The organism is Gilliamella sp. wkB178, assembly GCF_001690705.1.
GTDB lineage: Bacteria > Pseudomonadota > Gammaproteobacteria > Enterobacterales > Orbaceae > Gilliamella > Gilliamella apicola_K.
In genome coordinates this window covers 86,812-113,738 of the sequence record NZ_LZGK01000016.1, presented here as the reverse complement: position 1 = coordinate 113,738, position 26,927 = coordinate 86,812, and the positions used below count along the sequence as shown (strand labels likewise).

General features: G+C 35.5%; 22 protein-coding genes and 5 tRNA genes. 6 read left to right on the top strand and 21 right to left on the bottom strand.

From position 1 onward, the window contains the following. Nucleotides 1-34 precede the first annotated feature (34 nt). The 3 genes from A9G13_RS10110 to A9G13_RS10100 all read right to left on the bottom strand — a co-directional run bounded on the left by A9G13_RS10110 (nt 35) and on the right by A9G13_RS10100 (nt 4,295). Nucleotides 35-1,192, bottom strand: a complete 1,158-nt coding sequence (locus A9G13_RS10110; RefSeq protein ID WP_065557485.1) for a glycerate kinase — start codon at nt 1,190-1,192, stop codon at nt 35-37. 63 nt (nt 1,193-1,255) lie between these two features. Beyond that, nucleotides 1,256-2,137, bottom strand: a complete 882-nt coding sequence (gene garR / locus A9G13_RS10105; protein WP_065557484.1) for a 2-hydroxy-3-oxopropionate reductase — start codon at nt 2,135-2,137, stop codon at nt 1,256-1,258. Between the two features lie 1,000 nt (nt 2,138-3,137). Then, complete coding sequence (locus A9G13_RS10100) at nt 3,138-4,295, bottom strand: sugar diacid recognition domain-containing protein (protein WP_065557646.1); 1,158 nt, start codon at nt 4,293-4,295, stop codon at nt 3,138-3,140. Nucleotides 4,296-4,390: 95 nt separating this feature from the next. Between A9G13_RS10100 and A9G13_RS10095 the strand changes: the two genes are divergently transcribed. Continuing rightward, entirely contained in the window at nt 4,391-6,310 is a 1,920-nt protein-coding gene (locus A9G13_RS10095) for an ABC transporter ATP-binding protein (RefSeq protein WP_065557483.1), read from the top strand. Between the two features lie 155 nt (nt 6,311-6,465). Here A9G13_RS10095 and nusG read toward each other — a convergent pair whose 3' ends face one another. The 11 genes from nusG to A9G13_RS10040 form a co-directional block, all read right to left on the bottom strand. Continuing rightward, nucleotides 6,466-7,011 carry a transcription termination/antitermination protein NusG gene (gene nusG, locus A9G13_RS10090; protein ID WP_065557482.1) on the bottom strand — a complete coding sequence of 182 codons (546 nt, stop codon included), beginning with the start codon at nt 7,009-7,011 and terminating at the stop codon, nt 6,466-6,468. A gap of 1 nt (nt 7,012) precedes the next feature. Next, the gene (gene secE / locus A9G13_RS10085; protein ID WP_065557481.1) at nt 7,013-7,414 is read right to left on the bottom strand and encodes a preprotein translocase subunit SecE; all 402 of its coding nucleotides are present in this window, start codon (nt 7,412-7,414) and stop codon (nt 7,013-7,015) included. 136 nt (nt 7,415-7,550) lie between these two features. After that, nucleotides 7,551-8,735 carry an elongation factor Tu gene (tuf, locus tag A9G13_RS10080; RefSeq protein ID WP_065555756.1) on the bottom strand — a complete coding sequence of 395 codons (1,185 nt, stop codon included), beginning with the start codon at nt 8,733-8,735 and terminating at the stop codon, nt 7,551-7,553. A 176-nt stretch (nt 8,736-8,911) separates the two neighbouring features. Next, nucleotides 8,912-8,987: transfer RNA gene (locus A9G13_RS10075), tRNA-Thr, on the bottom strand. A gap of 3 nt (nt 8,988-8,990) precedes the next feature. Beyond that, nucleotides 8,991-9,065, bottom strand: a tRNA-Gly gene (locus A9G13_RS10070). Nucleotides 9,066-9,121: 56 nt separating this feature from the next. Next, a tRNA-Tyr gene (locus A9G13_RS10065) sits at nt 9,122-9,206 on the bottom strand. A gap of 33 nt (nt 9,207-9,239) precedes the next feature. After that, a tRNA-Thr gene (locus tag A9G13_RS10060) sits at nt 9,240-9,315 on the bottom strand. A gap of 152 nt (nt 9,316-9,467) precedes the next feature. Continuing rightward, nucleotides 9,468-12,164: a bifunctional acetaldehyde-CoA/alcohol dehydrogenase gene (adhE, locus tag A9G13_RS10055; RefSeq protein ID WP_065557480.1), complete on the bottom strand. Its 2,697-nt coding sequence runs from the start codon at nt 12,162-12,164 to the stop codon at nt 9,468-9,470. A gap of 278 nt (nt 12,165-12,442) precedes the next feature. Continuing rightward, a complete protein-coding gene (tcdA, locus tag A9G13_RS10050) occupies nt 12,443-13,237 on the bottom strand; it encodes a tRNA cyclic N6-threonylcarbamoyladenosine(37) synthase TcdA (protein ID WP_065557479.1) in 795 nt (264 codons plus the stop codon). Between the two features lie 189 nt (nt 13,238-13,426). Further along, on the bottom strand, nt 13,427-14,782 hold the full coding sequence (locus A9G13_RS10045) for a PFL family protein (RefSeq protein ID WP_065557478.1): 1,356 nt from the start codon (nt 14,780-14,782) through the stop codon (nt 13,427-13,429). Nucleotides 14,783-14,818: 36 nt separating this feature from the next. Continuing rightward, on the bottom strand, nt 14,819-15,088 hold the full coding sequence (locus A9G13_RS10040) for an ACT domain-containing protein (RefSeq protein ID WP_065557477.1): 270 nt from the start codon (nt 15,086-15,088) through the stop codon (nt 14,819-14,821). 147 nt (nt 15,089-15,235) lie between these two features. Between A9G13_RS10040 and A9G13_RS10035 the strand changes: the two genes are divergently transcribed. Beyond that, nucleotides 15,236-16,447, top strand: a complete 1,212-nt coding sequence (locus tag A9G13_RS10035; RefSeq protein WP_065557476.1) for a pyridoxal phosphate-dependent aminotransferase — start codon at nt 15,236-15,238, stop codon at nt 16,445-16,447. Between the two features lie 82 nt (nt 16,448-16,529). Here the strand turns inward: A9G13_RS10035 and A9G13_RS10030 are convergent, their stop codons facing one another. After that, nucleotides 16,530-17,093 (bottom strand): hypothetical protein, encoded by a 564-nt coding sequence (locus A9G13_RS10030; protein WP_065557475.1) that lies wholly within the window; start codon nt 17,091-17,093, stop codon nt 16,530-16,532. Nucleotides 17,094-17,200: 107 nt separating this feature from the next. After that, nucleotides 17,201-17,959 carry a M48 family metallopeptidase gene (locus tag A9G13_RS10025; RefSeq protein WP_065557474.1) on the bottom strand — a complete coding sequence of 253 codons (759 nt, stop codon included), beginning with the start codon at nt 17,957-17,959 and terminating at the stop codon, nt 17,201-17,203. Nucleotides 17,960-18,115: 156 nt separating this feature from the next. Between A9G13_RS10025 and queA the strand changes: the two genes are divergently transcribed. Further along, a complete protein-coding gene (queA, locus tag A9G13_RS10020; RefSeq protein WP_065557645.1) occupies nt 18,116-19,150 on the top strand; it encodes a tRNA preQ1(34) S-adenosylmethionine ribosyltransferase-isomerase QueA in 1,035 nt (344 codons plus the stop codon). Between the two features lie 115 nt (nt 19,151-19,265). Here the strand turns inward: queA and A9G13_RS10015 are convergent, their stop codons facing one another. Further along, complete coding sequence (locus A9G13_RS10015; RefSeq protein ID WP_065557473.1) at nt 19,266-19,946, bottom strand: M48 family metalloprotease; 681 nt, start codon at nt 19,944-19,946, stop codon at nt 19,266-19,268. A 139-nt stretch (nt 19,947-20,085) separates the two neighbouring features. Here A9G13_RS10015 and tgt point away from each other — a divergent pair, with 139 nt between their 5' ends. From tgt to rimL, 3 genes are all read left to right on the top strand, one after another. Beyond that, complete coding sequence (tgt, locus tag A9G13_RS10010) at nt 20,086-21,222, top strand: tRNA guanosine(34) transglycosylase Tgt (RefSeq protein WP_065557472.1); 1,137 nt, start codon at nt 20,086-20,088, stop codon at nt 21,220-21,222. 72 nt (nt 21,223-21,294) lie between these two features. Beyond that, a tRNA-Pro gene (locus tag A9G13_RS10005) sits at nt 21,295-21,371 on the top strand. Between the two features lie 76 nt (nt 21,372-21,447). Next, on the top strand, nt 21,448-21,999 hold the full coding sequence (gene rimL / locus A9G13_RS10000) for a 50S ribosomal protein L7/L12-serine acetyltransferase (protein WP_065557471.1): 552 nt from the start codon (nt 21,448-21,450) through the stop codon (nt 21,997-21,999). Between the two features lie 150 nt (nt 22,000-22,149). Here the strand turns inward: rimL and yedE are convergent, their stop codons facing one another. The 4 genes from yedE to hycI all read right to left on the bottom strand — a co-directional run bounded on the left by yedE (nt 22,150) and on the right by hycI (nt 26,926). Further along, complete coding sequence (yedE, locus tag A9G13_RS09995; RefSeq protein WP_065557470.1) at nt 22,150-23,226, bottom strand: YedE family putative selenium transporter; 1,077 nt, start codon at nt 23,224-23,226, stop codon at nt 22,150-22,152. Nucleotides 23,227-23,622: 396 nt separating this feature from the next. After that, nucleotides 23,623-25,836 carry a formate dehydrogenase subunit alpha gene (gene fdhF / locus A9G13_RS09990; RefSeq protein WP_081301235.1) on the bottom strand — a complete coding sequence of 738 codons (2,214 nt, stop codon included), beginning with the start codon at nt 25,834-25,836 and terminating at the stop codon, nt 23,623-23,625. A gap of 102 nt (nt 25,837-25,938) precedes the next feature. Further along, complete coding sequence (locus tag A9G13_RS09980; RefSeq protein ID WP_065557468.1) at nt 25,939-26,439, bottom strand: 4Fe-4S dicluster domain-containing protein; 501 nt, start codon at nt 26,437-26,439, stop codon at nt 25,939-25,941. Between the two features lie 10 nt (nt 26,440-26,449). Beyond that, nucleotides 26,450-26,926, bottom strand: coding sequence for a hydrogenase maturation peptidase HycI (hycI, locus tag A9G13_RS09975; protein ID WP_065557467.1), 477 nt, complete (start codon nt 26,924-26,926; stop codon nt 26,450-26,452). Between the last annotated feature and the right edge of the window lies 1 nt (nt 26,927).

Here is a 26,927-nt window from a genome sequence, read left to right as displayed (position 1 = left end):
AAAGCCTTTTACTATTAAATAAAGGGCTTTTTTATTAAATATTATTCTTAAGACTACTTCCTAATTTTAATGTTAAAGCAATATTTATTGCTGAATTATAGAGATTAACTTTTGCGGTTTCTGAATCTAAAGCTTCAGATAATGTTGATACTTTAGATAAAATACTGAACATCGCTGTAATGCCGTAAGGATAAACTGTTTCGGCCCTATCCCCTAAACTACCAACTATAGCTATAACGGGTTTATTATGTTTTTTGGCGATTTGAGCAACTCCAATTGGTACTTTTCCATTAACACTCTGATAATCTAAACGGCCTTCACCAGTAATAACTAAATCAGCTTGTTTTATTAAACAATCTAATTTCAATAGATTAGTAATAATTTCTATTCCAGGTCTTAATTTTGCGTTAAAAAATGCTAATAATGCAGCCCCCATTCCTCCTGCAGCACCTGTTCCTGGAATCTGTTCAATATCGACATTAAGAAATTGTTTGATCATATGAGCAAAGTGCTTCAGATTAGAATCAAGTAATTTAACATCTTCTAATGAGGCTCCTTTTTGAGGTCCAAAAATAGCAGAGGCTCCATTTTCGCCTGTTAATGGATTAGTTACATCACATGCGACTTCAAATTCACAATCCTTCAAACGACTATCTATTTGAGTTATATCAATTTTCTCTAGTAAAGCTAACGACGCCCCGCCATAACCAATTTGATTCCCAAATTTATCTAAAAGTTTTACTCCTAGTGCTTGTAGCATTCCTGCCCCACCATCATTAGTCGCACTACCTCCTATTCCAATAATAAATTTATTACAACCATGATCTAATGCATCTTTAATTAACTCTCCGGTACCATATGAAGTAGTAATTTTTGCATTTCGTTTATTTATTGGTACTCGCTCTAATCCACTAGCACTCGCCATTTCGATAATAGCTGTATGTCCATCACCTGATATACCATAAAAAGCCGTACCATTTTCACCTAATGGATCGGTAATTGGTACGGTAATTTTACACCCTTTTAAAGCATCAACCATTGCATCTACTGTTCCTTCGCCACCATCAGCAACTGGTATTAGTGCAAATTCTGCACAAGTATAAATTTGTGAAAATCCAGCTTTTATAATGCTAGCAACTTCCTTGGCACTTAAACTTTCCTTAAAAGAATCAGGTGCAATGACAATCTTCATACTTATCCTTACAAAATCATCCAATGTTATTGAGTATGTTTCCATACCCAATATAATCAACTTTTATTTAATTTCAATTTTTGCTAATGTTTCGTAGTAACGAGCTAAAGCACTATGATCACATTCTCCCATACCATCAGTCTTAAGTGCTTGCATCATTTCCATTACAATTGCAGTAAGTGGTAATGAAGTACCTACACCATGAGAAGTATCTAATGCATTTTGTAGATCTTTTATGTGTAAATCAATTTTAAATCCAGGTTTAAAATTACGATTTAATACCATTGGTGCTTTAGCATCTAAAACCGTACTCCCTGCAAGCCCACCTCGAATAGCTTGATAAACTAATTCTGGATTTACTCCAGCTTTAGTTGCCAAGACTAATGCTTCAGACATTGCAGCAATATTGAGTGCCACAATAACTTGGTTAGCCAGTTTTGTTACATTACCTGCACCGATATCACCAGTATAAACAACAGAACCTGCCATTGCTTTCATCAAATCATAATGTTTATCAAAAATAGTTTTATCACCACCAACCATAACTGATAATGTACCGTCAATTGCTTTAGGCTCACCACCACTCACTGGAGCATCTAACATATTTAAACCTTTTTTTGCTAATTCATCATGAATTTCACGACTAGCTAATGGTGCAATAGAACTCATATCAATAAGAGTAGCACCTGCTTTGGCACCTTCAACAACACTATTTTCACCTAAGACAACTTCTTTAACATGAGGTGAATTAGGTAGCATTGTAATAATAACATCACAAACTTTAGCTACTTCTTTTGCATTTGGCGCACTTTGTGCACCAGCTGCAACAACTTCGTCAACTGAAGCTTGGTTTTTATCACAAACAATGAGTGAATAACCTGCTTTTAACAAGTTTTTACTCATCGGTTTTCCCATAATACCTAAACCAATAAAACCAATTTTCATATTATTCTCCTTTATTATTGTGATTAAAATAATATTAATTATTTTAAATAATTTATCTGCTAGTAATTCAGTAGAACCTCTCAATAAACCTAGATTATTACCTATTACAATAAATGTAACTCCCATCTGTATATATTGACGTTCATCAACGTCAATTGGAGCTCAAATTTCAAAAACTTACATTTACTTTTAACGCGGCAAAACACGTTTTATCACTTTTTGTACTTAAAGATGTTTTTGGAGCATTAAAATGATCCAATGAGGTATATTAATCACTTGACCTAAAATCAATACCTTAAACGGATGCAATAACTACTAAATTAACAATAATTTACATAATCTAAACTTACATCATTTCACAAACAATTTAATTAATTTTAGTGAAATAATCGGTAATAGTTCCAATAGCATTTCTATAATGAGATGACTTTTTATTCATATGGTTATAATTTATTTTACTATTTTAAATTATAAATACTCATCATCCATCTATAATTACTTTTGGTTTAGTTGAAAAATTTGATTTTAACTTAATTATTCATGTTTATTTAGTATGTATAAATAACATGAAAATTTCATTGGGCAATAAAACAAAATTAAAAGATAATATGCGGTTATTTATATGCAAATAAACAAATTAATGTTATTTATTTCACAATAATATAAGAAATGGGACTTATTATATAATGAATATTATTTTTTACTTATATAAAACTAATCATTAGAATATTTGAAAATATACTGTTAAAAAAAATGAAAATATAATTACCAATTATAATATTTAATAGCTTTATTTTGCATAAATAACTATTTTTTATTTATGCATTTTTCTGGCTTTTGAAAATAATTGTAATAAATCTTGCTCAGACCAATTCTTAGCTATTTTTTATCCACAGCCAATAACTTGATCTATTACACAATATAATATTATAAACACATCTCTTTTGCTATCTAACATTCTTTCCTTAATTATCTAACTAGTTATATTTTATAAATAAAATTAGTTCTTATCTAATTGTAGAGCAATATATAAAAGTAATTTATCATCAAATTTATCTAAATTTAATCCAGTCAACTTAGTTATTTTATTTAATCTATATTCTAAGGTATTACGATGTATAAAAAGTTCATTCGATGCATTACCATTATGTAAATTATTTTTAAACCAAGTTTGTAAAGTTTTTTGTAATACACCATTGTTATCATCCTTTTTTAATTTTTTTAAAGGTAACAATAATTCCTCGGCTTGCCAATCATAACTTAATCCATGTAATAAAACTGGTAAAATTAATTGTTGATAATAGTAATTTCGTACATTAGGCATCCTTTGTTTACCTATAAGCATAGTAGTTTTAGCTGTTTGATAGGATTTAACTAAAGGGTAATTATTTTGATCAAAATAATTACCTAACGAAATTCGTATATCTAATTGGGTTACATTTTTTATATCAATAACTAACTGCTCCAATTTTTTCTTATGTTCTAATAAATCCCATCGTCCATAACGGTTAAGGGCAGGGATCAGTATGACTAACTCAGTAATGGATTTAATCGCCACTAAATTATGTTTGCTTAATATTTGTACCTGTATTTGCAAATTTTGTAGCTCACTCATAGCGGTATCTATACCCAATTGTCCACTATCCACTTCTATTATGCCAACTACTCTAGGTAAATTTAGATCGATATCTAAACGTTTTACCCATTGCACCATACTATCTGGCAAAATTTCTTTCTCAATCAAAGTTAAAATAAGTTCTTCTTTTAAACGATTATCATAGGACAGTTCTTGTAATAACTGCGTTTGTTCCATCATCATTTCCGCAGACATACAGACAAGCTCACCAAATTGGCGAATATCTGAAGGTTCACCCGTTAAGCCAATTACTCCTACAATACGATCATTCAATTTTAAAGGTAGATTGATACCAGGTTTAACACCGTGCAAACGCTTTACCATATTATTATCAATTGAAACAATCCGTTTCTGCGAAATTGCAAGCATAGCACCTTCATGAACTTCACCTATGCGTTCTAGATCACCACTTCCAATAATACAACCATTCGCATCCATCACATTAATGTTACAATCAATAATTTTCATTGTTCTGTCAACAATTTGTTGTGCTATTTTAGGAGTTAGACTATAAGGACTCATTACCATATTAAAGCTCTTATTTTAATTTTTCATAAATGCAATTTTTTGTTAGCATAACACATTTTATTTTGTATTGAATAATCGTTGACAATATTATGATAGTATTTGATTCCATCCAAGTGCGCCGAGGTGCTAATTTACTTTTAGATAATGCTTCTGCAACCATCAATCCTAAACAAAAAGTTGGTCTGGTCGGTAAAAATGGTTGCGGTAAATCCACTCTTTTTTCGCTCATAAAAGGAGAAATTCAAGCAGATGCAGGAATATTAAGTATTCCTTCTCAATGGCAACTTGCATGGGTAAATCAAGAAACTCCTGCATTAGATACACCAGCAATTGAATACGCTATTGACGGTGATCGTGAATATCGGCAATTAGAACTGCAATTAGACATAGCCAATCAACAAAATAATGGCCAACAAATTGCGCTAGTGCATGAAAAACTTGATACGATTGATGCCTGGACGATTCGTTCTCGAGCAGCAACACTTTTGCATGGCCTGGGATTTTCCAATGAACAATTACAATTACCCGTAAAATCCTATTCTGGTGGTTGGCGCATGCGCTTAAATCTGGCACAAGCTTTGATGTGTCGTTCTGATTTATTACTTCTTGATGAACCGACTAATCACCTTGATTTAGATGCTGTGATTTGGCTTGAAAAATGGCTAACTAATTATCAAGGAACGTTAATTTTAATTTCACACGACAGAGATTTTTTAGATCCACTAGTGAATAAAATTATTCATATTGAACAAAAAAGCTTGTTTGAATATACCGGAAACTACTCTTCGTTTGAAATCCAACGAGCAACAAAATTGGCACAACAACAGTCTCTTTATCAAAGTCAACAACTAAAAGTGGCTCATCTGCAAAGTTATATTAATCGTTTTAAAGCAAAAGCAACTAAAGCCAAACAAGCACAAAGTAGGATTAAGATGCTCGAAAAAATGGAACTAATAGCACCAGCACATGTTGATAATCCATTTCATTTTAGTTTTCGTGCTCCAGAATTTCTACCTAGTCCACTATTAATGATGGAGAAAGTCGTAGCTGGCTATGATGAGAAAATTGTATTAGAGAAAATTAAACTTAATTTAGTCCCTAGCTCCCGAATAGGTTTATTAGGTCGTAATGGTGCCGGTAAATCAACATTAATTAAACTATTAGCTGGTGAACTTTTACCTAAAGAAGGGCATATTAATTTAGCTAAAGGTGTACAATTAGGCTATTTTGCTCAACATCAATTAGAATACTTACGCGCTGATGAATCACCGCTTTGGCATTTAACTCAACTTGCCGATTTCAATATTACCGAACAAGAGTTGCGTAATTATTTAGGTGGTTTTGATTTTCATGGTGATAAAGTTAATGAACCAGTAAATACTTTTTCTGGCGGAGAAAAAGCGCGTTTAGTGTTAGCACTTATTGTGTGGCAAAAACCTAATCTACTTCTATTAGATGAACCAACTAACCATTTGGATTTAGATATGCGACAAGCATTGACCGAAGCCTTAATTGATTTTGAAGGCGCGTTAGTTGTGGTCTCCCATGATCGTCATTTATTGCGTTCTACCACTGATGAGTTTTATCTAGTACATGATCATAAAGTGGAGCCATTTGAAGGAGATCTTGATGATTACCAGAAATGGCTTGCCGAAGAACAGAAACTTGAAAATCAAACCATTGAGAATAATATTAATAAAAATGAAACAGTTCAAAATCTTTCAGCTCAAGATCGCAAAGAACAAAAACGTAAAGAAGCCGAATTACGTGCACAATTGCAACCTATAAAAAAACAATTACAACAAGAAGAACGTAACCTTGAGCAACTAACTAAACAATTACAAGATATTGAACAGCAATTAGCAGATCCTAGTATGTATGAACCTGACAAAAAAACTGAATTAACCACTTTATTGCTTAATCAAAGTCAACTAAAAAATGAACTGGAAGAGACTGAACTTAATTGGCTGGATTTACAACAACAACTAGAAGATTTTAATACAATTTAAAAAATATTATCGTGTTAAAAAATTAAACAACTTTGCCTTATTTAATTCTGCCACTAATTAGCTTAAGTTACTAGCTAGTCTTACTTTAAGTAGATATAAAAAAATCACAGAATGACTTCTGTGATTTTTTTTAAACTCTTTTCAATTTGATTCAATTAACTTTTTTCAACTTGGCTAAAGTCAAGTTCTACTGGGGTTGAACGCCCAAAAATTGATACCGAGACTTTTAAGCGACTCTTTTCGTAATCAACTTCTTCTACGACACCATTAAAGTCAGCAAATGGACCTTCATTAACTCTAACAAGTTCACCAGGTTCGAATAATGTTTTTGGACGAGGTTTATCACCAACTTGTTGTAAGCGATTCATGATTGCATCAACTTCACGTTGACTAATTGGTGCTGGTCTATCAGAAGTTCCACCAATAAATCCTAGTGTTCTTGGTACACTTTTAACTAAATGCCAAGTTGCATCATTCATTATCATTTCGACTAAAACATAACCAGGAAAGAATTTACGTTCACTCTTACGACGTTGACCACTTTTCATTTCGACAACTTCTTCAGTTGGTACTAAGACCTCACCAAATAAATCTTCCATGTTATGTAATTTAATATATTCACGTAAGGATTGAGCAACACGTGCTTCATAGCCTGAGTATGCTTGAATAACATACCATCGTTTTTGTTGTGTTTCACTCATATTAACGTCCTATTGATGTTAAGTAAAAGACTATTGAACGGAATAAAGAATCCATTCCCCAAAGGGCTAAGCCAACAATAACAGTAATAGCTGCAATGAGTAGAGTTGTTTGTACTGTTTCTTTACGAGTAGGCCATACTACTTTTCTTAACTCTTTTCTTGATTCTTGTAAAAATACAAAAAATACTTTACCTTTATTCGTTGTAAATGCAATCAATAAAGTTAGAAGTGAAATTACAACCACTGCAATAATTCTAACGATCGTATTTGGTTGATATATATCATTAGGCCCAGCAAAATAAAAATTTCCCCAGACAATAAATGCAATCAATATAAGAACCAAACCCCACTTGAATTTGTCTAGAATCGTGCTTGTATCTTGACTCTCGTTATTTACTAGCATATAAAACCTACAACTATGTTATTTATAATAATATCCATTTCCCAAAATGCTCTTTTTGCTAAAAACATTTTGCTAAATAGACTAGATAAGAAAGGGCATCTAACGATACCCTTTCTATGAGTAACAAGTAGCTAAATTATTTAATAACCTTAGCAACAACACCAGCACCAACAGTACGACCACCTTCACGGATAGCAAAACGTAAGCCGTCTGCCATTGCGATTGGGTGAATTAATGATACTGTCATTTTGATGTTATCTCCAGGCATTACCATTTCTACGCCTTCTGGTAAAGTGATAGTTCCTGTTACGTCAGTTGTACGGAAGTAGAACTGTGGACGGTAACCTTTGAAGAATGGAGTATGACGACCACCTTCTTCTTTGCTTAAGATATACACTTCTGATTCAAAATCAGTATGTGGTGTGATTGAACCTGGTTTTGCTAATACTTGACCACGTTCGATTTCTTCACGTTTAGTACCACGTAGTAATACACCAACGTTTTCACCTGCACGGCCTTCGTCTAGTAATTTACGGAACATTTCTACACCAGTACAAGTTGTTTTTGTTGTCGGTTTGATACCAACGATTTCAACTTCTTCACCAACTTTGATTACACCGCGTTCTACACGACCTGTTACCACTGTACCACGACCTGAAATTGAGAATACGTCTTCAATTGGAAGTAGGAATGGTTTATCGATGTCACGTTGTGGCTCTGGAATATAGCTGTCTAATGCTTCTGCTAATTCTACAATTTTGTCTTCCCATGCTGCATCGCCTTCTAATGCTTTTAGCGCTGAACCACGAATTACTGGTGTATCGTCACCTGGGAAATCATATTGAGTTAGAAGTTCACGTACTTCCATTTCAACTAATTCTAATAATTCTTCATCATCAACCATATCACATTTGTTTAAGAATACGATGATGTATGGAACACCTACTTGACGACCTAATAGAATGTGTTCACGAGTTTGTGGCATAGGGCCATCAGTTGCTGCTACTACTAAAATAGCACCGTCCATTTGTGCTGCACCAGTGATCATGTTTTTAACATAGTCAGCATGGCCCGGGCAGTCTACGTGTGCATAGTGACGAGTTGGGGTGTCGTATTCAACGTGTGAAGTATTGATGGTAATACCACGTGCTTTTTCTTCCGGTGCGTTATCGATTTGATCGAATGCACGTGCTTGTCCGCCGTATTTTTTAGCAAGAACAGAAGTAATTGCAGCAGTTAAAGTTGTTTTACCATGGTCAACGTGGCCGATTGTACCAACGTTAACGTGGGGTTTTGTACGTTCAAATTTTTCTTTAGACATTTATTGTCCCTCAAATGTAATACAAATCGGTGGCGAATCACCACATTAACCAAGTATTATATTTACATAATACTAATATAAAATCAGCTTTGAATGATAACAGATAAAGCCATCGAGTGACAAGCTATAAAGCTGTTAAATTCGATATTTTTAGAAGTTTAGGAAAGGTACAAGAATGGTGCTGATAGGCAGATTTGAACTGCCGACCTCACCCTTACCAAGGGTGCGCTCTACCAACTGAGCTATATCAGCAATTGGAGCGGGCAGCGGGAATCGAACCCGCATCATCAGCTTGGAAGGCTGAGGTAATAGCCATTATACGATGCCCGCATATTCAAACTCGGCTACCTAAATGCTTCAATTAGCTATTGCTAATATTAGATACATGGTGGTGGGGGAAGGATTCGAACCTTCGAAGTGTGACACGGCAGATTTACAGTCTGCTCCCTTTGGCCGCTCGGGAACCCCACCCCGAATCTTTATTACTTTGTATACTTAGGAAAATGGTGCCGGCTGCCGGAATCGAACTGGCGACCTACTGATTACAAGTCAGTTGCTCTACCTACTGAGCTAAGCCGGCCTAAGTGCTGCGCATTATGGACTAGAACACTTAACCTTGCAAGTAAAAAAAACAAATTTTATTTTATTTGCTTAAAAAAAAATCAAAACTATAAAAAATCCTGAAATATATGACTATATCAGGATTTTGTTTAACAGAAAAAATATTTTATATTATTTCTTTTTAGTAGCTTTTTTCTTAGTGGAGGCTACACCTTTTGCCGCAGTATGTAAGGCAACATCTTCACTAATATCACCTTTATCTTCATAAACTCGTCCATAGTACGAGTCTAAGTAGAGTTGTTTTAATTCAGCAATAAGTGGATAACGCGGATTAGCACCTGTACATTGGTCATCAAACGCATCAACAGATAATTGGTCTACAGCAGCCAAGAATTCTTTTTCAGGAACTCCATATTCTTTAATTGAAGAAGGAATATTAAGATCTTTCTTAAGTGCTTCTAACCAACCAATAAGTTTTTCAACTTTCTTCTCATCTTTATCTGAAGCCGCAGTTAATCCTAAATGATCTGCAACTTCAGCATAACGTTGAATTGCTTTTGGATAACCGTATTGACTAAAAGTACCTTGTTTTGTTGGTTTATTAGTCGCATTAAAACGCACCACATTGCACATTAACATAGCATTGGCAAGACCATGAGGCACATGGAATGCAGCACCTAATTTGTGTGCTAATGAGTGACAAATACCTAAGAACGCTTGTGCAAATGCAACACCTGCAAGAGTTGCTGCACTATGAACTTTTTCACGTGCTATAGGATTTTGCGCGCCTTCTTTATAGCTTGCAGGTAAATAAGCCTTCAACAAGCTTAAAGCTTGTAATGCTTGACCATCAGAAAACTCATTTGCCATAATTGAAACATAAGCTTCTAATGAGTGAACTACAGCATCATAACCACCAAATGCACAAAGTGATTTTGGCATATTCATTACTAAATTAGCATCGACTATTGCCATATGCGGAGTAATTGCATAATCCGCTAACGGATATTTTTGCCCAGTTGCATCATCTGTAACCACTGCAAACGGTGTCACTTCTGAACCGGTACCAGATGTGGTTGCCACACAAATAAGTTTGGCTTTTTCACCCATATGCGGGAAATGACATGCACGTTTACGAATATCCATGAACCGTAATGCTAGTTCATCAAATTTAGTTTCAGGATGTTCATATAGAACCCACATAATTTTCGCCGCATCCATAGGTGAACCACCACCAACCGCGATAATAGTATCAGGCCTAAATGCAGTCATTGCTTCGGTACCTTTACGAACAATACTTAATGTTGGATCTGCTGCAACATCAAAGAAGGTTTCACATAGTGCACCTCTTGATTCAAGTTGATCAGTGATTTGTTTAGTATATCCATTGTCAAATAGGAATTTATCTGTAACAACAAATACTCGTTTGGCTCCCTGGTCAACAACTTCGTTAAGGGCGACCGGTAATGATCCACGACGGAAATAGATAGAACTTGGTAATTTATGCCATAACATGTTTTCTGCTCTCTTAGCGATTGTTTTCTTGTTGATTAAGTGTTTCGGTCCGACATTCTCAGATACCGAATTTCCACCCCAAGAACCACATCCTAGTGTTAAAGATGGAGCTAAATCAAAGTTATACAAATCACCAATACCACCATGAGCAGCTGGTTGATTAATTAAAATACGACAAGTTTTCATTTTCTTGCCAAAATAAGCAACCCGATCTTTATTGGCATCTTGATCAGTGTAAAGAACAGAAGTATGACCTAAACCACCCATTTCGATTAATTTTTCTGCTTTATCAACAGCTTCAGCAAAATCTTTTGCTTTAAACATTGCCAACGTAGGTGAAAGTTTTTCATGTGCAAAAGGCTCAGATAAATCAACTTTAGTTACTTCACCCACCAATACTTTTGCTGATGATGGTACTTTAAAACCAGCCATTTGAGCAATTTTCGCAGCTGGTTGCCCTACGATGTTGGCATTTAAGGCACCTTTATCATTTAAAATAATACCTTGTACAGCTTTAGTTTCTTTAGCATTTAAAACATATGCTCCATACTCATTTAATAAACTACGCACTTCATCATAAACAGAATCAACCACAACAATCGCTTGCTCTGACGCACAAATCATACCATTATCAAAAGTCTTAGACATAAGGACTGAAGCAACAGCACGTTTTAAATCAGCGGTTTCATCAATAACCACAGGTGTATTACCTGCGCCAACACCTAGAGCTGGTTTACCAGAACTATATGCAGCTTTCACCATACCTGGTCCACCAGTAGCTAAAATAGCCGCGACATCATCATGATGCATTAATGCATTAGATAATTCGATAGATGGCTCATCAATCCACCCAATAATATCTTTTGGGGCACCAGCTTTTACTGCTGCATCAAGAACGATACGAGCGGCTTCAATGGTTGATTTCTTAGCTCTAGGATGAGGCGAAAAAACAATCGCATTACGAGTTTTCAAACTAATTAATGATTTAAAAATAGCGGTCGATGTCGGATTAGTTGTTGGAACAATACCACAAATAACGCCTAAAGGTTCAGCGATAGTGATGGTGCCATATTGTTCATTTTCCTCAATAACACCACAAGTTTTTTCGTGACGGAATTTATTAAGAATATATTCTGCAGCAAATAAGTTTTTAATTACCTTATCTTCTACAACGCCCATGCCTGATTCAGCAACAGCTTGTTGTGCAAGCGGAATACGCGCAGCTGCAGCGGCTTTGGCTGCTTCTGTGAATATTTTATCGACTTGCTCTTGAGTATAAGTTGCATAAGTTTCTTGAGCTCTTTTCACGCGCACCATCAACTCATTTAACTCATTCATGTTGGTTACTGCCATAGATTTCTCCTTGAAATTAAAAATAAATCTGGATCGTTTGGCGTCTTCCCTGAATTTTTAATGCCTGTGCATAATTACAAAACGAAATTGACGATATCCTAAATCAGTTTGTTACTTTATACAATAATATATTGAACAAAAAATAATGTAACTGATGGGAACTAATGTTTTATTTTTTAACTAAAATTAAACATTATTAATAATTTTTTTGTAGTTGAAAAAATATTATTAAATAAATGATTTAATAATATAATTAGAGGGCTTATTAATAAACCTGATTAGATTTTACATAATTTATCTAATACATAGGCAACCGCAACAAAACCAAATGTTGCCGTAACTGTGGTAATTGCTCCAAACCCTGACTCACAGTCCATTTTTTTAGCGCCATTAGCTAAACTTTTCGAGTAACAGACTTGTCCATTTTGAGCTGGATAAATTAATTGTTCAGTCGAAAACACACATGGTATAGCAAACTTCCCTTTACTATCTTTATTAAGCTTATATTCATTTTTTAGCCTTTCGCGTAATTTAGCCGCTAATGGATCTTGAATAGTTTTTGTTAAATCAGCAATTTTTATCTTAGTTGGATCTTTTTGTCCACCAGCACCACCTATAGTTATTACTTTCAGTTTTTGTCGTTTACAATAGGCTAAGACCGCGGCTTTATCACGTACACTATCAATGGCATCAATAATATAATCATAATAAGGTTTTTGTTTAGTACCTAAATAATTACTCACATTGTCAGCATTAATAAAATCATCTACTTCATTAACAACACATTCCGGGTTAATTTGTAAAATTCTCTCCGCCATAATCTTAGTTTTAGCTTTACCAATATTGGCTTTTAAAGCATGGATCTGTCGATTAGTATTAGTCACACATACATCATCCATATCAATTAATGTAATTTGCCCAATACCGCTACGTGCAAGTGATTCTGCTACCCAAGAACCTACGCCACCAATACCAATTACACAGATATGTGCTTGTAAAAAACGGTGTAATGCTGGTTCACCATAAAGTCTAGCTATACCACTGAAACGTTGAAAATAAGATTGTGAATTCATAATTTTTGCCAGTGTTTATACTAAAACACTGTCTTCTCCTGAAACATTTTTACAAAATAACATAAAGGTAATTATGTCTAAATTTATTTTACTTGGCTAGAATACAATTCCATATATGGGCATTAATTTGGTTTTAAATAAGAATAGAGTTTATAGAGGTACTACTCATTTTAGTAGCACCTCTATAAATTAATTTTTGAAAGAATGGATTGGTGCCGGAATGCGGCCACCGCGTTTAATAAAATCACATGAACTAAATTTATTAACAGGCATAACTGGAGCATGTCCTAATAACCCACCAAATTCAATATTATCACCCACTTTAAGCCCTACTGCCGGAATAATTCGGACGGCTGTAGTTTTATGATTAATAACACCAATTGCCGCTTCATCAGCGATGATAGCAGAAATGGTTACTGCGGGGGTATCACCAGGAATAGCGATCATATCAAGCCCTACAGAACAAACACAGGTCATGGCTTCTAGTTTTTCCAGATTTAAGGCACCATTATTTACTGCATCAATCATACCTGCATCTTCTGAAACCGGAATAAATGCTCCACTTAAGCCACCAACGTGACCACATGCCATCACGCCACCTTTTTTGACGGCATCATTAAGCATAGCCAATGCGGCGGTTGTTCCATGGGTACCGACAGCTTCCAACCCCATTTCTTCTATTATATGAGCAACAGAATCGCCAATCGCCGGCGTTGGCGCTAAAGATAAATCAACAATACCAAATTTTACACCCAAACGTTCGGAGGCTTCCTTGCCCACAAGTTGCCCCATGCGTGTAATTTTGAAAGCCGTTTTCTTAATAGTTTCTGCGACAACGTCAAATGATTCACCTTTAACTTTTTCAAGTGCTCGCTTAACTACTCCTGGACCACTTACACCAACATTAATGACACAATCCGCTTCACCAACACCATGAAATGCACCGGCCATAAATGGATTGTCTTCAACCGCATTAGCAAATACCACTAATTTTGCACATGCCATACTACTATTATCTGCAGTCAACTCTGCAGCTTCTTTAATAATTTGTCCCATCTGTTTTACTGCATCCATGTTGATACCAGTTTGGGTTGACCCTACATTAACTGATGCGCATACGCGTTCTGTTTTTGCTAACGCTTCTGGAATAGATTTAATTAATATTTCATCCCCTTTGTGGTAACCTTTTTGCACTAATGCTGAGAAGCCACCAATAAAATTAACCCCAACAGCTTTCGCTGCCGCATCAAGAGTTTTAGCAAATTCAACATAATCTTTATCATTACTAGCACCTGCTATTAATGAAATAGGCGTAACAGAAATACGTTTATTGATGATTGGAATACCAAATTCAGAAGAGATATCTTCCCCAACTTTGACAAGATTTTTAGCCAGCCGTGTAATTTTTTCATAGATTTTTTGACGAGCTTGTTCACCATCACTATCAATACAATCAAGGAGCGAAATACCCATAGTTATTGTGCGGATATCGAGTTTTTCTTCCTCAATCATTTTAATTGTTTCGAGGATCTGTTTAGTTTCCATCAATATTATCCTTTCTAAAAAGTAGAAAATAGCAAATTATAATCGATGCATAGCATCAAAGATTTCTTCGCGTTGAATATTTACTTTTACCTTTAACTTATCACCTGTTTGCGTTAATGTGGTTTTAACTTCATCAAAGGATACTTTAATTTTAGAAAAATCAAGTAACATAATCATGGTAAAATACTCATCCATAATGGTTTGAGTCACATCCAAAATATTAATATCTAATTCATATAACTTTTGGCTAATACCAGCAATAATGCCTGTTTGGTCTTTACCGATTACGGTTAAAATAGTTTTCATAACGCTCCCCGCACAATTTTCATACAATATAAAAATATTTATTGAGTTAGTTATAATAACATCTTCAAAAAATATCTAAATAGGAGTAAATTATTTTTTTGAAAAAAGACAATACTATTAAAATAATCAAAGCAAGGCGGTAATACGATGAATTTCCCAAAATCTACTAAATTGGATCATGTTTGTTATGACATTCGTGGACCAATTCTCGATCATGCCAAAAAATTAGAAGAAGAAGGCCAAACAATTCTTAAACTTAATATTGGAAATCCCGCCCCATTTGGTTTTACTGCCCCCGATGAGTTACTTGCTGATATCATTCGCAATTTGCCGTTTTCACAAGGGTATTCGGATTCCAAAGGACTTTATTCCGCGCGTAAAGCTATTATGCAACATTATCAAGCTAGGGGAATTACTAGTTTAGATGTTGAAGACATTTATATTGGTAATGGAGTATCTGAGCTTATTGTCCAATCTATGCAAGCATTACTAAATAGTGGCGATGAAGTACTGGTACCTATGCCGGATTATCCTTTATGGACGGCAGCGGTAAGTTTATCCGGTGGCAATGCTATTCATTATATTTGTGACGAAGAAGCTAATTGGTCCCCAGATATAGAAGATATAAAAAGTAAAATTACCCCAAAAACTAAAGGATTAGTGATTATTAACCCTAATAACCCAACAGGAGCAGTTTACAGTAAAGAGATATTACTAGAACTAGCCGAAATTGCACGCCAAAATAACCTACTCATCTTTGCTGATGAAGTTTATGATAAAATTTTATATGACGACGCAGTACATCATTCAATTGCAGCACTAGCCCCAGATTTATTTGTTGTTACTATGAGTGGATTATCCAAAATCTACCGAGCTGCAGGTTTTAGGCAAGGTTGGATGGCACTTTGTGGACCAAAACACCATGTAAAAGGCTATATTGAAGGCTTAAATATGTTAGCTTCTATGCGTCTATGTGCTAATGTACCAATGCAACATGCTATCCAAGGCGCACTTGGTGGTTACCAAAGTATTAATGAATTTATAGTTCCTGGTGGGCGACTGTACGATCAATGCATGCTGGCATGGCGTTTACTTAATGACATTCCTGGCGTTTCATGTACCAAACCGCAAGGTGCTTTGTATTTATTCCCTAAAATTGACCAACAAAAATTTAACATTCATAATGATCAACAACTCGTTTTAGACTTTTTATTACAAGAAAAAGTACTGTTGGTTCAAGGTACAGGTTTTAACTGGCATAAACCAGATCATGTCAGAATTGTTGCTCTTCCACACATAAGAGAACTGCAGGATGCCATCCAACGGTTTGGGAATTTTTTATCTAACTATAAACAATAACAAAACTAACCCGTTAGCAATAATAGTTAAAATTAAAAAAAACCGATCAATTCGGTTTTTTAATTAACCTTCGTAATTCATTTTACAAAACTACATCTGTTCCTTCTAAGGTTTTCTCAATTTTTTTAGTACTAGAATCTAAAGCAGGTAAAAGTTCTTTTTCAATATGGTTTATCTGATCTTGTAATTGCGATACACCAACTGATATACCTATATTGCCTTTTGCTATTTCATTATGAATACGATCTACTTCGCGATAAAATCGCTGTGCATCACGTAGTAATTCTGGTGGCGTGCCTAATGTGGTAGATGAAAATTTCATATTGTCCCAAACCAGGGTATAAAAATTTAAGGGTTCAGTACGTGCACCCAAATAGCTACTATCTTGACATTTAACTAAATAGTTCTTTAAGATGCTAATATTATCAGTTAACTCATATTGCAACGATTTTTGCAGATAATAATTATCCTTATAGCTTTTCATATTTTCAAATTGAACCGCTTGTTTATAACCTTGATTAGCTGCCAGATAAACCCCAATTACGGTTGCCAGTAGAATAAAGATTTGGTTTACCCAAAAACTCGCTTTTTTAATTTCCTCATTCTTTTCGGCATTCACTTTCGATGTTAAGTTTTCAGATACCATTATTTCCTCCCTAATATTTGTTAACTACTTATAATTTTCATATTATTTAATGATACAAAAAAAGCGCCACTAAATAGTGCCGCCTTTTATAGTTCGTATTTTTATGCTTATTTTTTCAAATCAGCAAGTTTGGTACGAATATTTTTTGCACGGTCTGCAGAAGATGGGTGACTACTTAATAATGAAGCATTACCACCACCTAATTTATCAAATGCAGTTGCAAGTCCTGCTGGATTGATATTTTTTTGAACTAAGAAATCAAATGAGTAGTTATCAGCATCTTTTTCTTGGCTTTGTGAGAATTGAGAATTTACTACAGCCGCAGCTAAAGCACCTAGTTGTGATTTAGAAATTGAAGCTACTGCAGCATTTCCTGATGCAGCTGCTGCATCACGAGCAATTTCTGTAGCATAGGCAACTTGCATTGCTTTTTTGCTATGACCTAAAGCAACATGACCAATTTCATGACCGACTACACCTTCAATTTCATTGTCAGTCATCATATCCATCAAACCACTGTATACGCGAACACAACCATTTGCCATTGCCCAAGCATTAACGTCTTTAGTTAAATATACTTTATATGAAATTGGTGTACCATTTATATTATTACCAAGAGTTTTGGCAATTTTATTTAACCGTTTAGTATAAGCACTATTTGCGGGAGCAATTTTTGATTCAGCATCCATTTGAGCACATGATTGTGCACTTAATGATTTCACATCATTATCACTGAGTGTTGCAGCCTTTAAAGACTTCATGCCAAGACTAGTTAAATCGTCGGCATTCATGCTTTTACAACCGACAAGAGACATTGCAGCAACTAAAGGTAGTGCAACCAACAATGTTTTTTGATGTTTTTTCATACTATTTTCCTTATATCAATAATAATTCATTTTATGCTAACTTCCGTTAAGCAAAGGAAATTTTAACTCATGTTAAATAATAATCAACAAATAATTACTTGCGTAGTCATAACGTGGGATTTAGACTATTGCCTCTTTTTTGAAGGTCATATGATTATGCAGCTATCCGATTTTAATTTCACATTACCCAAAGAACTTATTGCCAAACACCCATCAACGACTAGAAGTGCATGTCGACTGTTATCACTTGATGGTAATAACGGTAACATTGAACATGGAGTTTTTAGTGATATTATTAATAAAATAAATCCTGGTGATTTACTCGTTTTTAATGATACTAAAGTTATTCCTGCTCGCTTATATGGCAAAAAAGAATCCGGTGGCAAAATTGAAATTTTAATTGAACGATTATTAGACAACAATCGAGTGCTCGCTCACATAAAAGCCTCAAAATCCCCCAAAGTTGGTACTGAGCTAATATTAGGGGAAGATGAATCCATTTCTGCGATTATGTTAGCGCGGCATGATACTTTATTCGAATTACAATTCCCCGACGATGTCCTTAATATATTAGACAAAATTGGGCATATTCCTTTACCACCTTACATAGATCGTCCTGACGAGGCCGCTGATAAGGAGCTTTACCAAACAGTTTATAGTGAAAAACCAGGAGCCGTTGCCGCGCCAACTGCTGGCTTACATTTTGATGAACCTCTATTAGCAAAACTAAAACAAAAAGGGGTTGAGATGGCATTTGTTACTCTACATGTTGGTGCCGGCACCTTTCAACCAGTGAGAGTCGAAAATATTGAAACACATGTCATGCACGCCGAATATGCGGAAGTTCCTGCCTCAGTTGTCGATGCTGTATTAGCGTGTAAAGCTCGGGGTAATAAAGTAATCGCTGTTGGCACCACATCAGTCAGGGCTCTTGAAAGTGCTGCTCAAAAAACTGGAACTATTGCACCATTTTTTGCCGACACTCAAATTTTTATCTATCCAGGTTATCACTTCAAAGTGATCGATTCACTGATCACTAATTTTCATCTGCCTGAATCTACTCTAATTATGCTAGTTTCGGCTTTTGCTGGTTATGGAAACACCATGAATGCTTATCAACAAGCCGTTAAAGAACAATACCGCTTTTTTAGTTATGGCGATGCCATGTTTATTACAGGTAAAGCTAACTAATAATACGAAAATGTAGTTTTACCTAAAAATTGATTAAATTTTATAGAAGCAACCAAGTTTACCCAAAGCTGGGGTGCTATTGGTTCGCCAAACCACTTTGCATAATTATAGATAATTATTCTTGATTCAATTTTCTTAAAATATTATTAATTCGCGCCAATGTTGATGGATGTGAGGTTGACTGCGCCACTGAGTGAATTGGCATTTTTACTAACATATTAATTAATCCCATTGGATTTATTTTCTCACTGACTAATAAATTAAAGGCATAATCATCGGCATCTATTTCATATTGTTGAGAAATTTCTTCTTTCATCATAATTACGGTTTCATTAGCCTTCTCCGTAATCTCTATATAAGGGGCTTGTCGAAATGAACTTATTGTATGATTCAGTGCAATATGAGCTTGTTCGTGAGCTAATACCGCTTGTAATTCATTATCTATTAATTGTTTCATTAATCCACTATTTACACGTATACAACCATTAGCTGTTGACCATGCATTAGGTTCGGTATCTAAATAAACCTTATAATTTAATTCAATATTATTAACTGATTTTGGTAAAGTTTGCGCTATTGAATAAAGTCTCTGACTAAGAGCATGAGAATCACTTGGTATGACAGCTCTCTTATCAAAATCAGCACAAGCTTGCTCACTAATTGCCAAAATATCTTGTTCAGATAATGCCTGAATTTGTTCAGATGAAAGCAGCAGCGGCTGATTGCTATTTTTATTTTGGCAACCTGTCAATAAAAATATTAGCCAACATAATAATGGCAAAAAAACATATTTCAAAAGAATCCAACCCTCATCCGATATTGTTTATTCAAATGATGCACGCTAAACTAAGCGCCGCAAATTAATAATACGCTAACGTATTATAACAAAAATAGGCGCCAAACTGTTTATTTGGTCGCAAGAGGTTAACATAAAAATGAAATTTGAACTAATTAATACTGATGGATTAGCCCGTCGGGGAAAAATGCGATTCGATCGCCGAGGAGTCGAATATACTGTTGAAACACCGGCTTTTATGCCGGTTGGTACCTATGGCACAGTTAAAGGTATGACGCCAGAAGAGGTTGCTGCAACTGGCGCACAAATATTATTAGGTAATACTTTCCACCTTTGGTTACGTCCCGGTCAAGAAATCATGCGTAAACACGGCGATTTACATGACTTTATGCAATGGTCTGGTCCGATTTTAACTGATTCCGGTGGTTTTCAAGTTTTCAGTTTAGGTGATATTCGCAAAATTAAAGAAGAAGGTGTGTATTTCCGTAATCCTATTAATGGTGATGCTATCTTCTTATCTCCAGAAATATCAATGGAGATTCAGTACGATCTTGGTTCCGATATTGTAATGATTTTTGATGAATGTGCGCCATTCCCTGCTGAATGGGACTATGTCAAAAAATCGATGGAAATGTCGTTACGTTGGGCCAAACGTAGCCGTAAACGTTTTGATGAATTGGGTAACAAAAATGCTTTATTTGGCATTGTACAAGGTGGCATCCATCAAGAATTACGTGACATTTCAATTAAAGGATTAACCGAAATCGGTTTTGATGGTTATGCCGTAGGCGGACTAGCGGTTGGTGAACCAAAAGCGGATATGCATCGCATTTTAGAAGCAACATGCCCACAATTACCGGCAGATAAACCACGTTACTTAATGGGCGTTGGTAAACCAGAAGACCTAGTCGAAGGTGTGCGCCGTGGTATTGATATGTTTGATTGTGTGATGCCGACTCGCAATGCCCGTAATGGTCACCTATTTGTCACGGATGGAGTAATCAAAATTCGTAACGCCAAATACAAGGATGACACTACACCACTCGATCCACATTGTGATTGCTATACTTGTAAAAATTACACCAAGGCTTACCTGCATCATTTAGATAAATGTGGTGAGATCTTAGGCGCACGCCTCAATACAATTCATAACCTACGCTATTATCAACGATTAATGGCAGAAATTCGCGAAGCCGTTGCTAACCAACGTTATGAAGTATTTGTTGTCGAGTTTTATCAACGAATTGGTAAGTCTCCAGCTCCTATATCCAAATAGCTAGTTACTAACATAATTTTTATCAGTAACTATTGACACCTAAGTGTTAGCGCAGTATTATGCGCATCCTAACGGCGAGTAGCGCAGCTTGGTAGCGCAACTGGTTTGGGACCAGTGGGTCGGAGGTTCGAATCCTCTCTCGCCGACCAATTTTAAAGAAAAAGCCTGCTCTATGAGTAGGCTTTTTTTATGCTATATTACATATCAAAAAGATATGTGATAAAGATGAATCAAATCAAACCTGATACCATTTTGGTGAATGAACATATTCAGCTAAAACCGCCAGCTAAAGAATATAGCCGTGCTTTATATAATGTCATAAACTTTAATCGGGATTATTTTAGTCAATTTATGGCTTGGCCTCAGTTCGTAACCCAAGAAATTGATACCGCAAAATTTTTAGATAACTGTATACTTGAACACCATAAAGGCTTAACTAAAACCTATGTGATTTTAGTTGACGATAATCCTGTTGGTTTACTTTCCTTTAATCGAATTGATAATGCTAATAAAACAGCTTATATCGGTTATTGGTTAGATAGCCGAATGCAAGGTCATGGCATAATGACTCAAGCAATTCATACCTTAACTAAATATTATGCTGAAAGCCGAATTATTAAACGTTTTGTAATTAAATGTTCCGTAGACAATAGCAAAAGTAATCAAGTGGCTAAAAGATGTGGATTTAGTTATGAAGGAACACTGAAGCAAGCGGAATATTTAAACGGAATTTATCATGATCAGAATATTTACGCTCTAATATCCTCTTATTTATAACCTAATTATTTATTTTTATACTGAAACGTATAGCTCTCAGGAAACATCTTGACAAAATTTTTGCAATTGATACCACATAATATATAATCAAATAAAAACCTACTAACAGCAGGTTTTTATTTTAACTAAGTCTTGTTAATTAAGTTAAATTTAGGCGGTCGCTTTTATACCACTAAACAACTTACAATTAGTTGCAGCAATAAGCGCCAACACGACAAAACCTATAATTACAGCAATTTGACCATTAGCCGGAACTCCAGCCGGGGAGGCTGCAATACCAAAGTTATGGGCTGTTGCACCGCCAACTAAAAAGCCTAACACAACAATTGCTGCGTCAGAATTGCCTTCACCTGCCATAACTAACTGACGTAATGGGCAACCACCAATTAGAATTGAACCAAAACCTACCAAAGCCATACCTAGGAAATTCCATACTGAATCAGTATGAGCAATAGGTTGATTATCGAAACTTAAATTGAAGTTTCCAATAAATAAGTTAGCAATTAATGCCACAACAAATATAGCTATATAGCCTGATAATAAGGTGCCACTTCTTAGTAAGATAAGGTTACGAATACCACCGGACATACATAAACGACTGCGTTGTACAAAGGCACCGATTACTAATCCAGCTATTAATGAGATCCAAATTGGCGCATGGAGTGAGCCCGGACCTTTACTACTAAATAGTATAAATGCCGGACGAACTAATAAAAACACTAATAAAATTGCCGCTATAACTGGCATTACCATACCATTAGCTTTAGGTTGACTAGCTGATGTGCCTAATGAATAACCTTTTGTAAGGAATATACAGCCTAAACCAATACCGGCAATAAATCCAAATAAACCAACTAAGGCGTTAAGATCACCTGCAGCTAAGCGTAACACCATTCGCAACGGGCAACCTAAAAAAACCAGTGCACCAATCATTACAAAAAAACCAATAACAAAGCGTAATAATGGTGCACTACCACCACTTGCCTGAAACTCTCTTTTCCCCATAGTTAATAGGAAAGATCCAAGCACAAAGCCAATAATTTCAGGGCGTATGTATTGAACAGCCGCCGCATTATCTAACCCAAGTGCACCTGCGGTATCACGTAAGAAACAAGCTGCACAAATACCCATATTAGGAGGGTTCCCCAATGTCATTAATATAATTGCAATCAGACCAATTAGTCCGCCTGTAATTATTAAAAGTACCAAACTTTTTTTGTTTTCCATATAAATAATCCCATAGCTATGAATTGTTAATGATAATTAAATATAAAATTTTAATGCTACTTATTATTGTGTAGTTAATCAGTTATATATCGAATAGTTACACTTTTAACTTAAATAAAAACTAAGTATAGATGTAAGCAACTTTTAAACTCTAAATAAAACTATATACAGCAATTAATAAAAACGATAGCTCATTGATCACACAGGTCAAATCAACTAAGGCCGATTAATTACACTTTATTTTTTGGTTACTATTATCAGGAGTGACTATTGGGAGAGGCAGCGACAAGCTAAAAAGTAATGACATATCAAATTATTAGCTTAATACCATCATCACTTTTTAAGGTGATGATGGTTTTGGTATCACATAATTAACAAGTTAATATTACTCCTAAACTATTTGGCATTAACAATGGCTTTTGGAGCAAGATTAGTTATTAATGTGCCATTCTCTGTTTCCTGACGTAAACGATATTTAAGTTGACTATACTCCTCTTTTACATAACGTTCTGCCGATAATTGATCTTCAATGGCTAATACGCGTACCGGTACATATTTATACTCAGGTGTTTTGGTTATCTTGCTAAGATTTTCACCTACTAGCTCATTACAAGCACCAATCCACCATTGGTAGGTCATATAAACTGCACCTTTATTGGTTCTATCACTAACTGAAGCTCGAGTGATGACTTTTCCGTGGTGAGATTCAACCCAAACCAATTCATCATTTTCAATATTCAGTTCCCTTGCATCATCTGTATTCATTTGAATATAACCAGGTTCATCGGCTAATGCAGCTAAAGCACGACAGTTACCAGTCATTGAACGGCAAGAATAGTGACCAACTTCACGAACTGTTGCCAATACCAATGGAAACTCGCTACTAGTTTTTTCAACTGGTGCTACCCATTCACAGGTAAATATTTGCCCTTTACCATCTGGGGTATCAAATTTAACTCCACCATGACCATCGTCATATAAGTAACGAGAACCTGGCGAATCTAAAGTTGGGCAAGGCCATTGAATATAACCTAATCCACCATTAGCATCGAGTTTTTCATAAGTTGCACCATAATATTTTGGACATAATTCGCGTAACTCGTCCCAAATTTCTTTAGTGTTGTTATAATGCATTGGATAACCAAGTTCAGTAGCTAACAAGCTAATAATTTGCCAGTCAACTTTAACATCACCTTTTGGTTCAACTGCTTTATAGAAGCGTTGGAAACCACGATCCGCTGCAGAATAGACTCCTTCATGTTCACCCCATGTGGTTGCCGGTAAAATAACATCGGCAGCCGCTGCAGTTTTGGTCATAAAGACATCTTGCACAATAAATAATTCAAGTTCGCTAAATCCACGCCTTACTGCTGATAAATCAGGTTCCGTTTGTAGTGGATCTTCACCCATACAGTAAAATGCTTTCAATTTTCCTTTTTCAGCATTCATGGCTACTTCACTTAAATATGCTCCCACTTTATCTGGTAGTGATTCTACTCCCCAAGCTTTAGCAAATTTAGCCCTTACTGCATCATCAGTAACATTTTGATAACCTGGGAACTGATTAGGTAATGCCCCCATATCACATGCACCTTGTACATTATTTTGACCGCGTACCGGAGCTAAGCCAGTATTAGGGCGACCAATTTGACCAGTTAATAGTGCTAAACTAGCCAATGCACGTACTGTTTCAACCCCTTGATAGAATTGACATACTCCCATTCCCCAGAATATTCCTGATGCTGGAGAAGTTGCATACATTCGTGCTACCTGACGAATAACATCTGGTTCTATACCAGTTAATTCTTGTACTGATTCTGGTGTATAAGTTGAAACAATTTGTTTAAGGTCATCAAAACCGTCAGTATATTTTTCGATAAAACTGTGGTTAATCAGATCTTCTTCTATAAGTACGTGAGCAACCGCATTTAAGAAAGCAATGTTACTACCATTCTTCAATGGCACATAAAGATCAGCAATACGCGCTGTTTCAATCTTTCTTGGATCACAAACTATTACTTTTGCCCCTTTCTCCTTCGCTCGCACTATACGACGGGCAATAATTGGATGGGACGTTGCTGGATTCCAGCCAAAAACAAAGATACATTTAGTGTCCTCAATCTCAACGATTGAGTTACTCATGGCACCGCCACCTACTGAAAGTTGCAGACCTGCAACAGAAGGACCATGTCAGACCCTAGCACAGCAGTCAACGTTATTAGTACCAATTACTGCTCTGGCAAACTTTTGCATCACATAATTGGTTTCATTACCAGTACTACGTGATGAACCAGAACACATAATGGAATCAGGACCATACTTTTCTTTAATTGCTTTTAATTTACTGGCAGTAAAACTAATTGCTTCTTGCCAAGATACTGGTTCAAGTTTTCCGCCTTTTTCACGACGAATCATTGGATTACGTAAACGCGGAGTTAAAATCTTGGTGTCATTAATAAAATCCCAACCATAAAGGCCTTTCAAACATAATTCACCTTCATTAGTTAACCCATTAGCGCCTTCAGCACCCACTACCCGATTATCTTGGACGTGCAAACTAATTTTGCAGCCAGATGCGCAATATGGGCAAACCTCTATCACTTTTTTCATGTTAAACTCCTTAAACTATATTATGATCTAATAAAATAAATAATAATTATTTTACTATGATCTAATAGATTATTAAGTGAGTGTATCATTACCGTTTAAACGTTAATTGACACGCTCTTTCATTTCTTCCAAATTATCTATTTTATTGAATGATAATGCATTAGTTGGGCATGCATGTACGCAAGCTGGGCCAGTAGCATTATCACTACATAAATCACACTTCATTATTTCAGCTTTATATTTAACTCCAAATGGGTAACCATTTATAGTTAAAGGGACTTGACGCATTTTGATATCTATTGCTCCATATGGGCAAGCTAAAACACAAGTCTTACAACCAATACATTTATCTTGTATCATTGTAACACTATTATCTTGTTCAATTAATGCGCCATTAGGACAAGCTGCGACACAAGCTGCATCCTCACATTGGCGACACATAACCGGAATAGTCACATCACGGGTAAAGGTTAACTTGATGCGCGCATTGAAATGTGCTGCTTCTAATGTTGTTAACTCATCTTTATGGGAAAGCACGCAAGCGATTTCACAAGTTTTACAACCAATACAGGCATTAATATTAGCACTGATAAACTGGTTCATAATTATCTCCCTAATTCAATGCAGTAAATTCAGTCTTTAAACGATTTGATTTAAGCGCATCATAGATCTTATCTACCCCCGCTTTTACCTTTTCGGTCATAGGGTAGTAGAAGCCAACAATATCAGGCTGTATTCCTAAAAAATCGATTACGGGTACATCCTCTTTTAACTGATCTACTAAGAATGTTAAAGGCATATTATGAGTATTCATCAAAAACATCTCAGCGATTAAATCAGTATCTACAAAACGAATCTCACCAGGGTTTAGCCCCATTTCAGTTGCGTCGACAATCAATAGTTGTTTCGGCTTAAGCTGGCGAATATTATGCACCACATTTTCTGGGGCACTACCACCATCAATGACAAGCCACTGGGCAATTGGCTGTTGTTGCAATTTTTCAGCTAACAATGGACCAGCACCGTCATCACCCATCATACTATTTCCAACAGTAAGAATAATTCCTGTATACTGATGATTAATACTCATA

What these genes read in the sequence shown, in the direction of transcription:
- A9G13_RS10110 (WP_065557485.1), bottom strand. Translation starts at nt 1,192, where the DNA reads ATGAAGATTGTCATTGCACCTGATTCTTTTAAGGAAAGTTTAAGTGCC.
- garR (WP_065557484.1), bottom strand. Translation starts at nt 2,137, where the DNA reads ATGAAAATTGGTTTTATTGGTTTAGGTATTATGGGAAAACCGATGAGT.
- A9G13_RS10100 (WP_065557646.1), bottom strand. Translation starts at nt 4,295, where the DNA reads ATGAGTCCTTATAGTCTAACTCCTAAAATAGCACAACAAATTGTTGAC.
- A9G13_RS10095 (WP_065557483.1), top strand. Translation starts at nt 4,391, where the DNA reads ATGATAGTATTTGATTCCATCCAAGTGCGCCGAGGTGCTAATTTACTT.
- nusG (WP_065557482.1), bottom strand. Translation starts at nt 7,011, where the DNA reads ATGAGTGAAACACAACAAAAACGATGGTATGTTATTCAAGCATACTCA.
- secE (WP_065557481.1), bottom strand. Translation starts at nt 7,414, where the DNA reads ATGCTAGTAAATAACGAGAGTCAAGATACAAGCACGATTCTAGACAAA.
- tuf (WP_065555756.1), bottom strand. Translation starts at nt 8,735, where the DNA reads ATGTCTAAAGAAAAATTTGAACGTACAAAACCCCACGTTAACGTTGGT.
- adhE (WP_065557480.1), bottom strand. Translation starts at nt 12,164, where the DNA reads ATGGCAGTAACCAACATGAATGAGTTAAATGAGTTGATGGTGCGCGTG.
- tcdA (WP_065557479.1), bottom strand. Translation starts at nt 13,237, where the DNA reads ATGAATTCACAATCTTATTTTCAACGTTTCAGTGGTATAGCTAGACTT.
- A9G13_RS10045 (WP_065557478.1), bottom strand. Translation starts at nt 14,782, where the DNA reads ATGGAAACTAAACAGATCCTCGAAACAATTAAAATGATTGAGGAAGAA.
- A9G13_RS10040 (WP_065557477.1), bottom strand. Translation starts at nt 15,088, where the DNA reads ATGAAAACTATTTTAACCGTAATCGGTAAAGACCAAACAGGCATTATT.
- A9G13_RS10035 (WP_065557476.1), top strand. Translation starts at nt 15,236, where the DNA reads ATGAATTTCCCAAAATCTACTAAATTGGATCATGTTTGTTATGACATT.
- A9G13_RS10030 (WP_065557475.1), bottom strand. Translation starts at nt 17,093, where the DNA reads ATGGTATCTGAAAACTTAACATCGAAAGTGAATGCCGAAAAGAATGAG.
- A9G13_RS10025 (WP_065557474.1), bottom strand. Translation starts at nt 17,959, where the DNA reads ATGAAAAAACATCAAAAAACATTGTTGGTTGCACTACCTTTAGTTGCT.
- queA (WP_065557645.1), top strand. Translation starts at nt 18,116, where the DNA reads ATGCAGCTATCCGATTTTAATTTCACATTACCCAAAGAACTTATTGCC.
- tgt (WP_065557472.1), top strand. Translation starts at nt 20,086, where the DNA reads ATGAAATTTGAACTAATTAATACTGATGGATTAGCCCGTCGGGGAAAA.
- rimL (WP_065557471.1), top strand. Translation starts at nt 21,448, where the DNA reads ATGAATCAAATCAAACCTGATACCATTTTGGTGAATGAACATATTCAG.
- yedE (WP_065557470.1), bottom strand. Translation starts at nt 23,226, where the DNA reads ATGGAAAACAAAAAAAGTTTGGTACTTTTAATAATTACAGGCGGACTA.
- A9G13_RS09980 (WP_065557468.1), bottom strand. Translation starts at nt 26,439, where the DNA reads ATGAACCAGTTTATCAGTGCTAATATTAATGCCTGTATTGGTTGTAAA.
- hycI (WP_065557467.1), bottom strand. Translation starts at nt 26,926, where the DNA reads ATGAGTATTAATCATCAGTATACAGGAATTATTCTTACTGTTGGAAAT.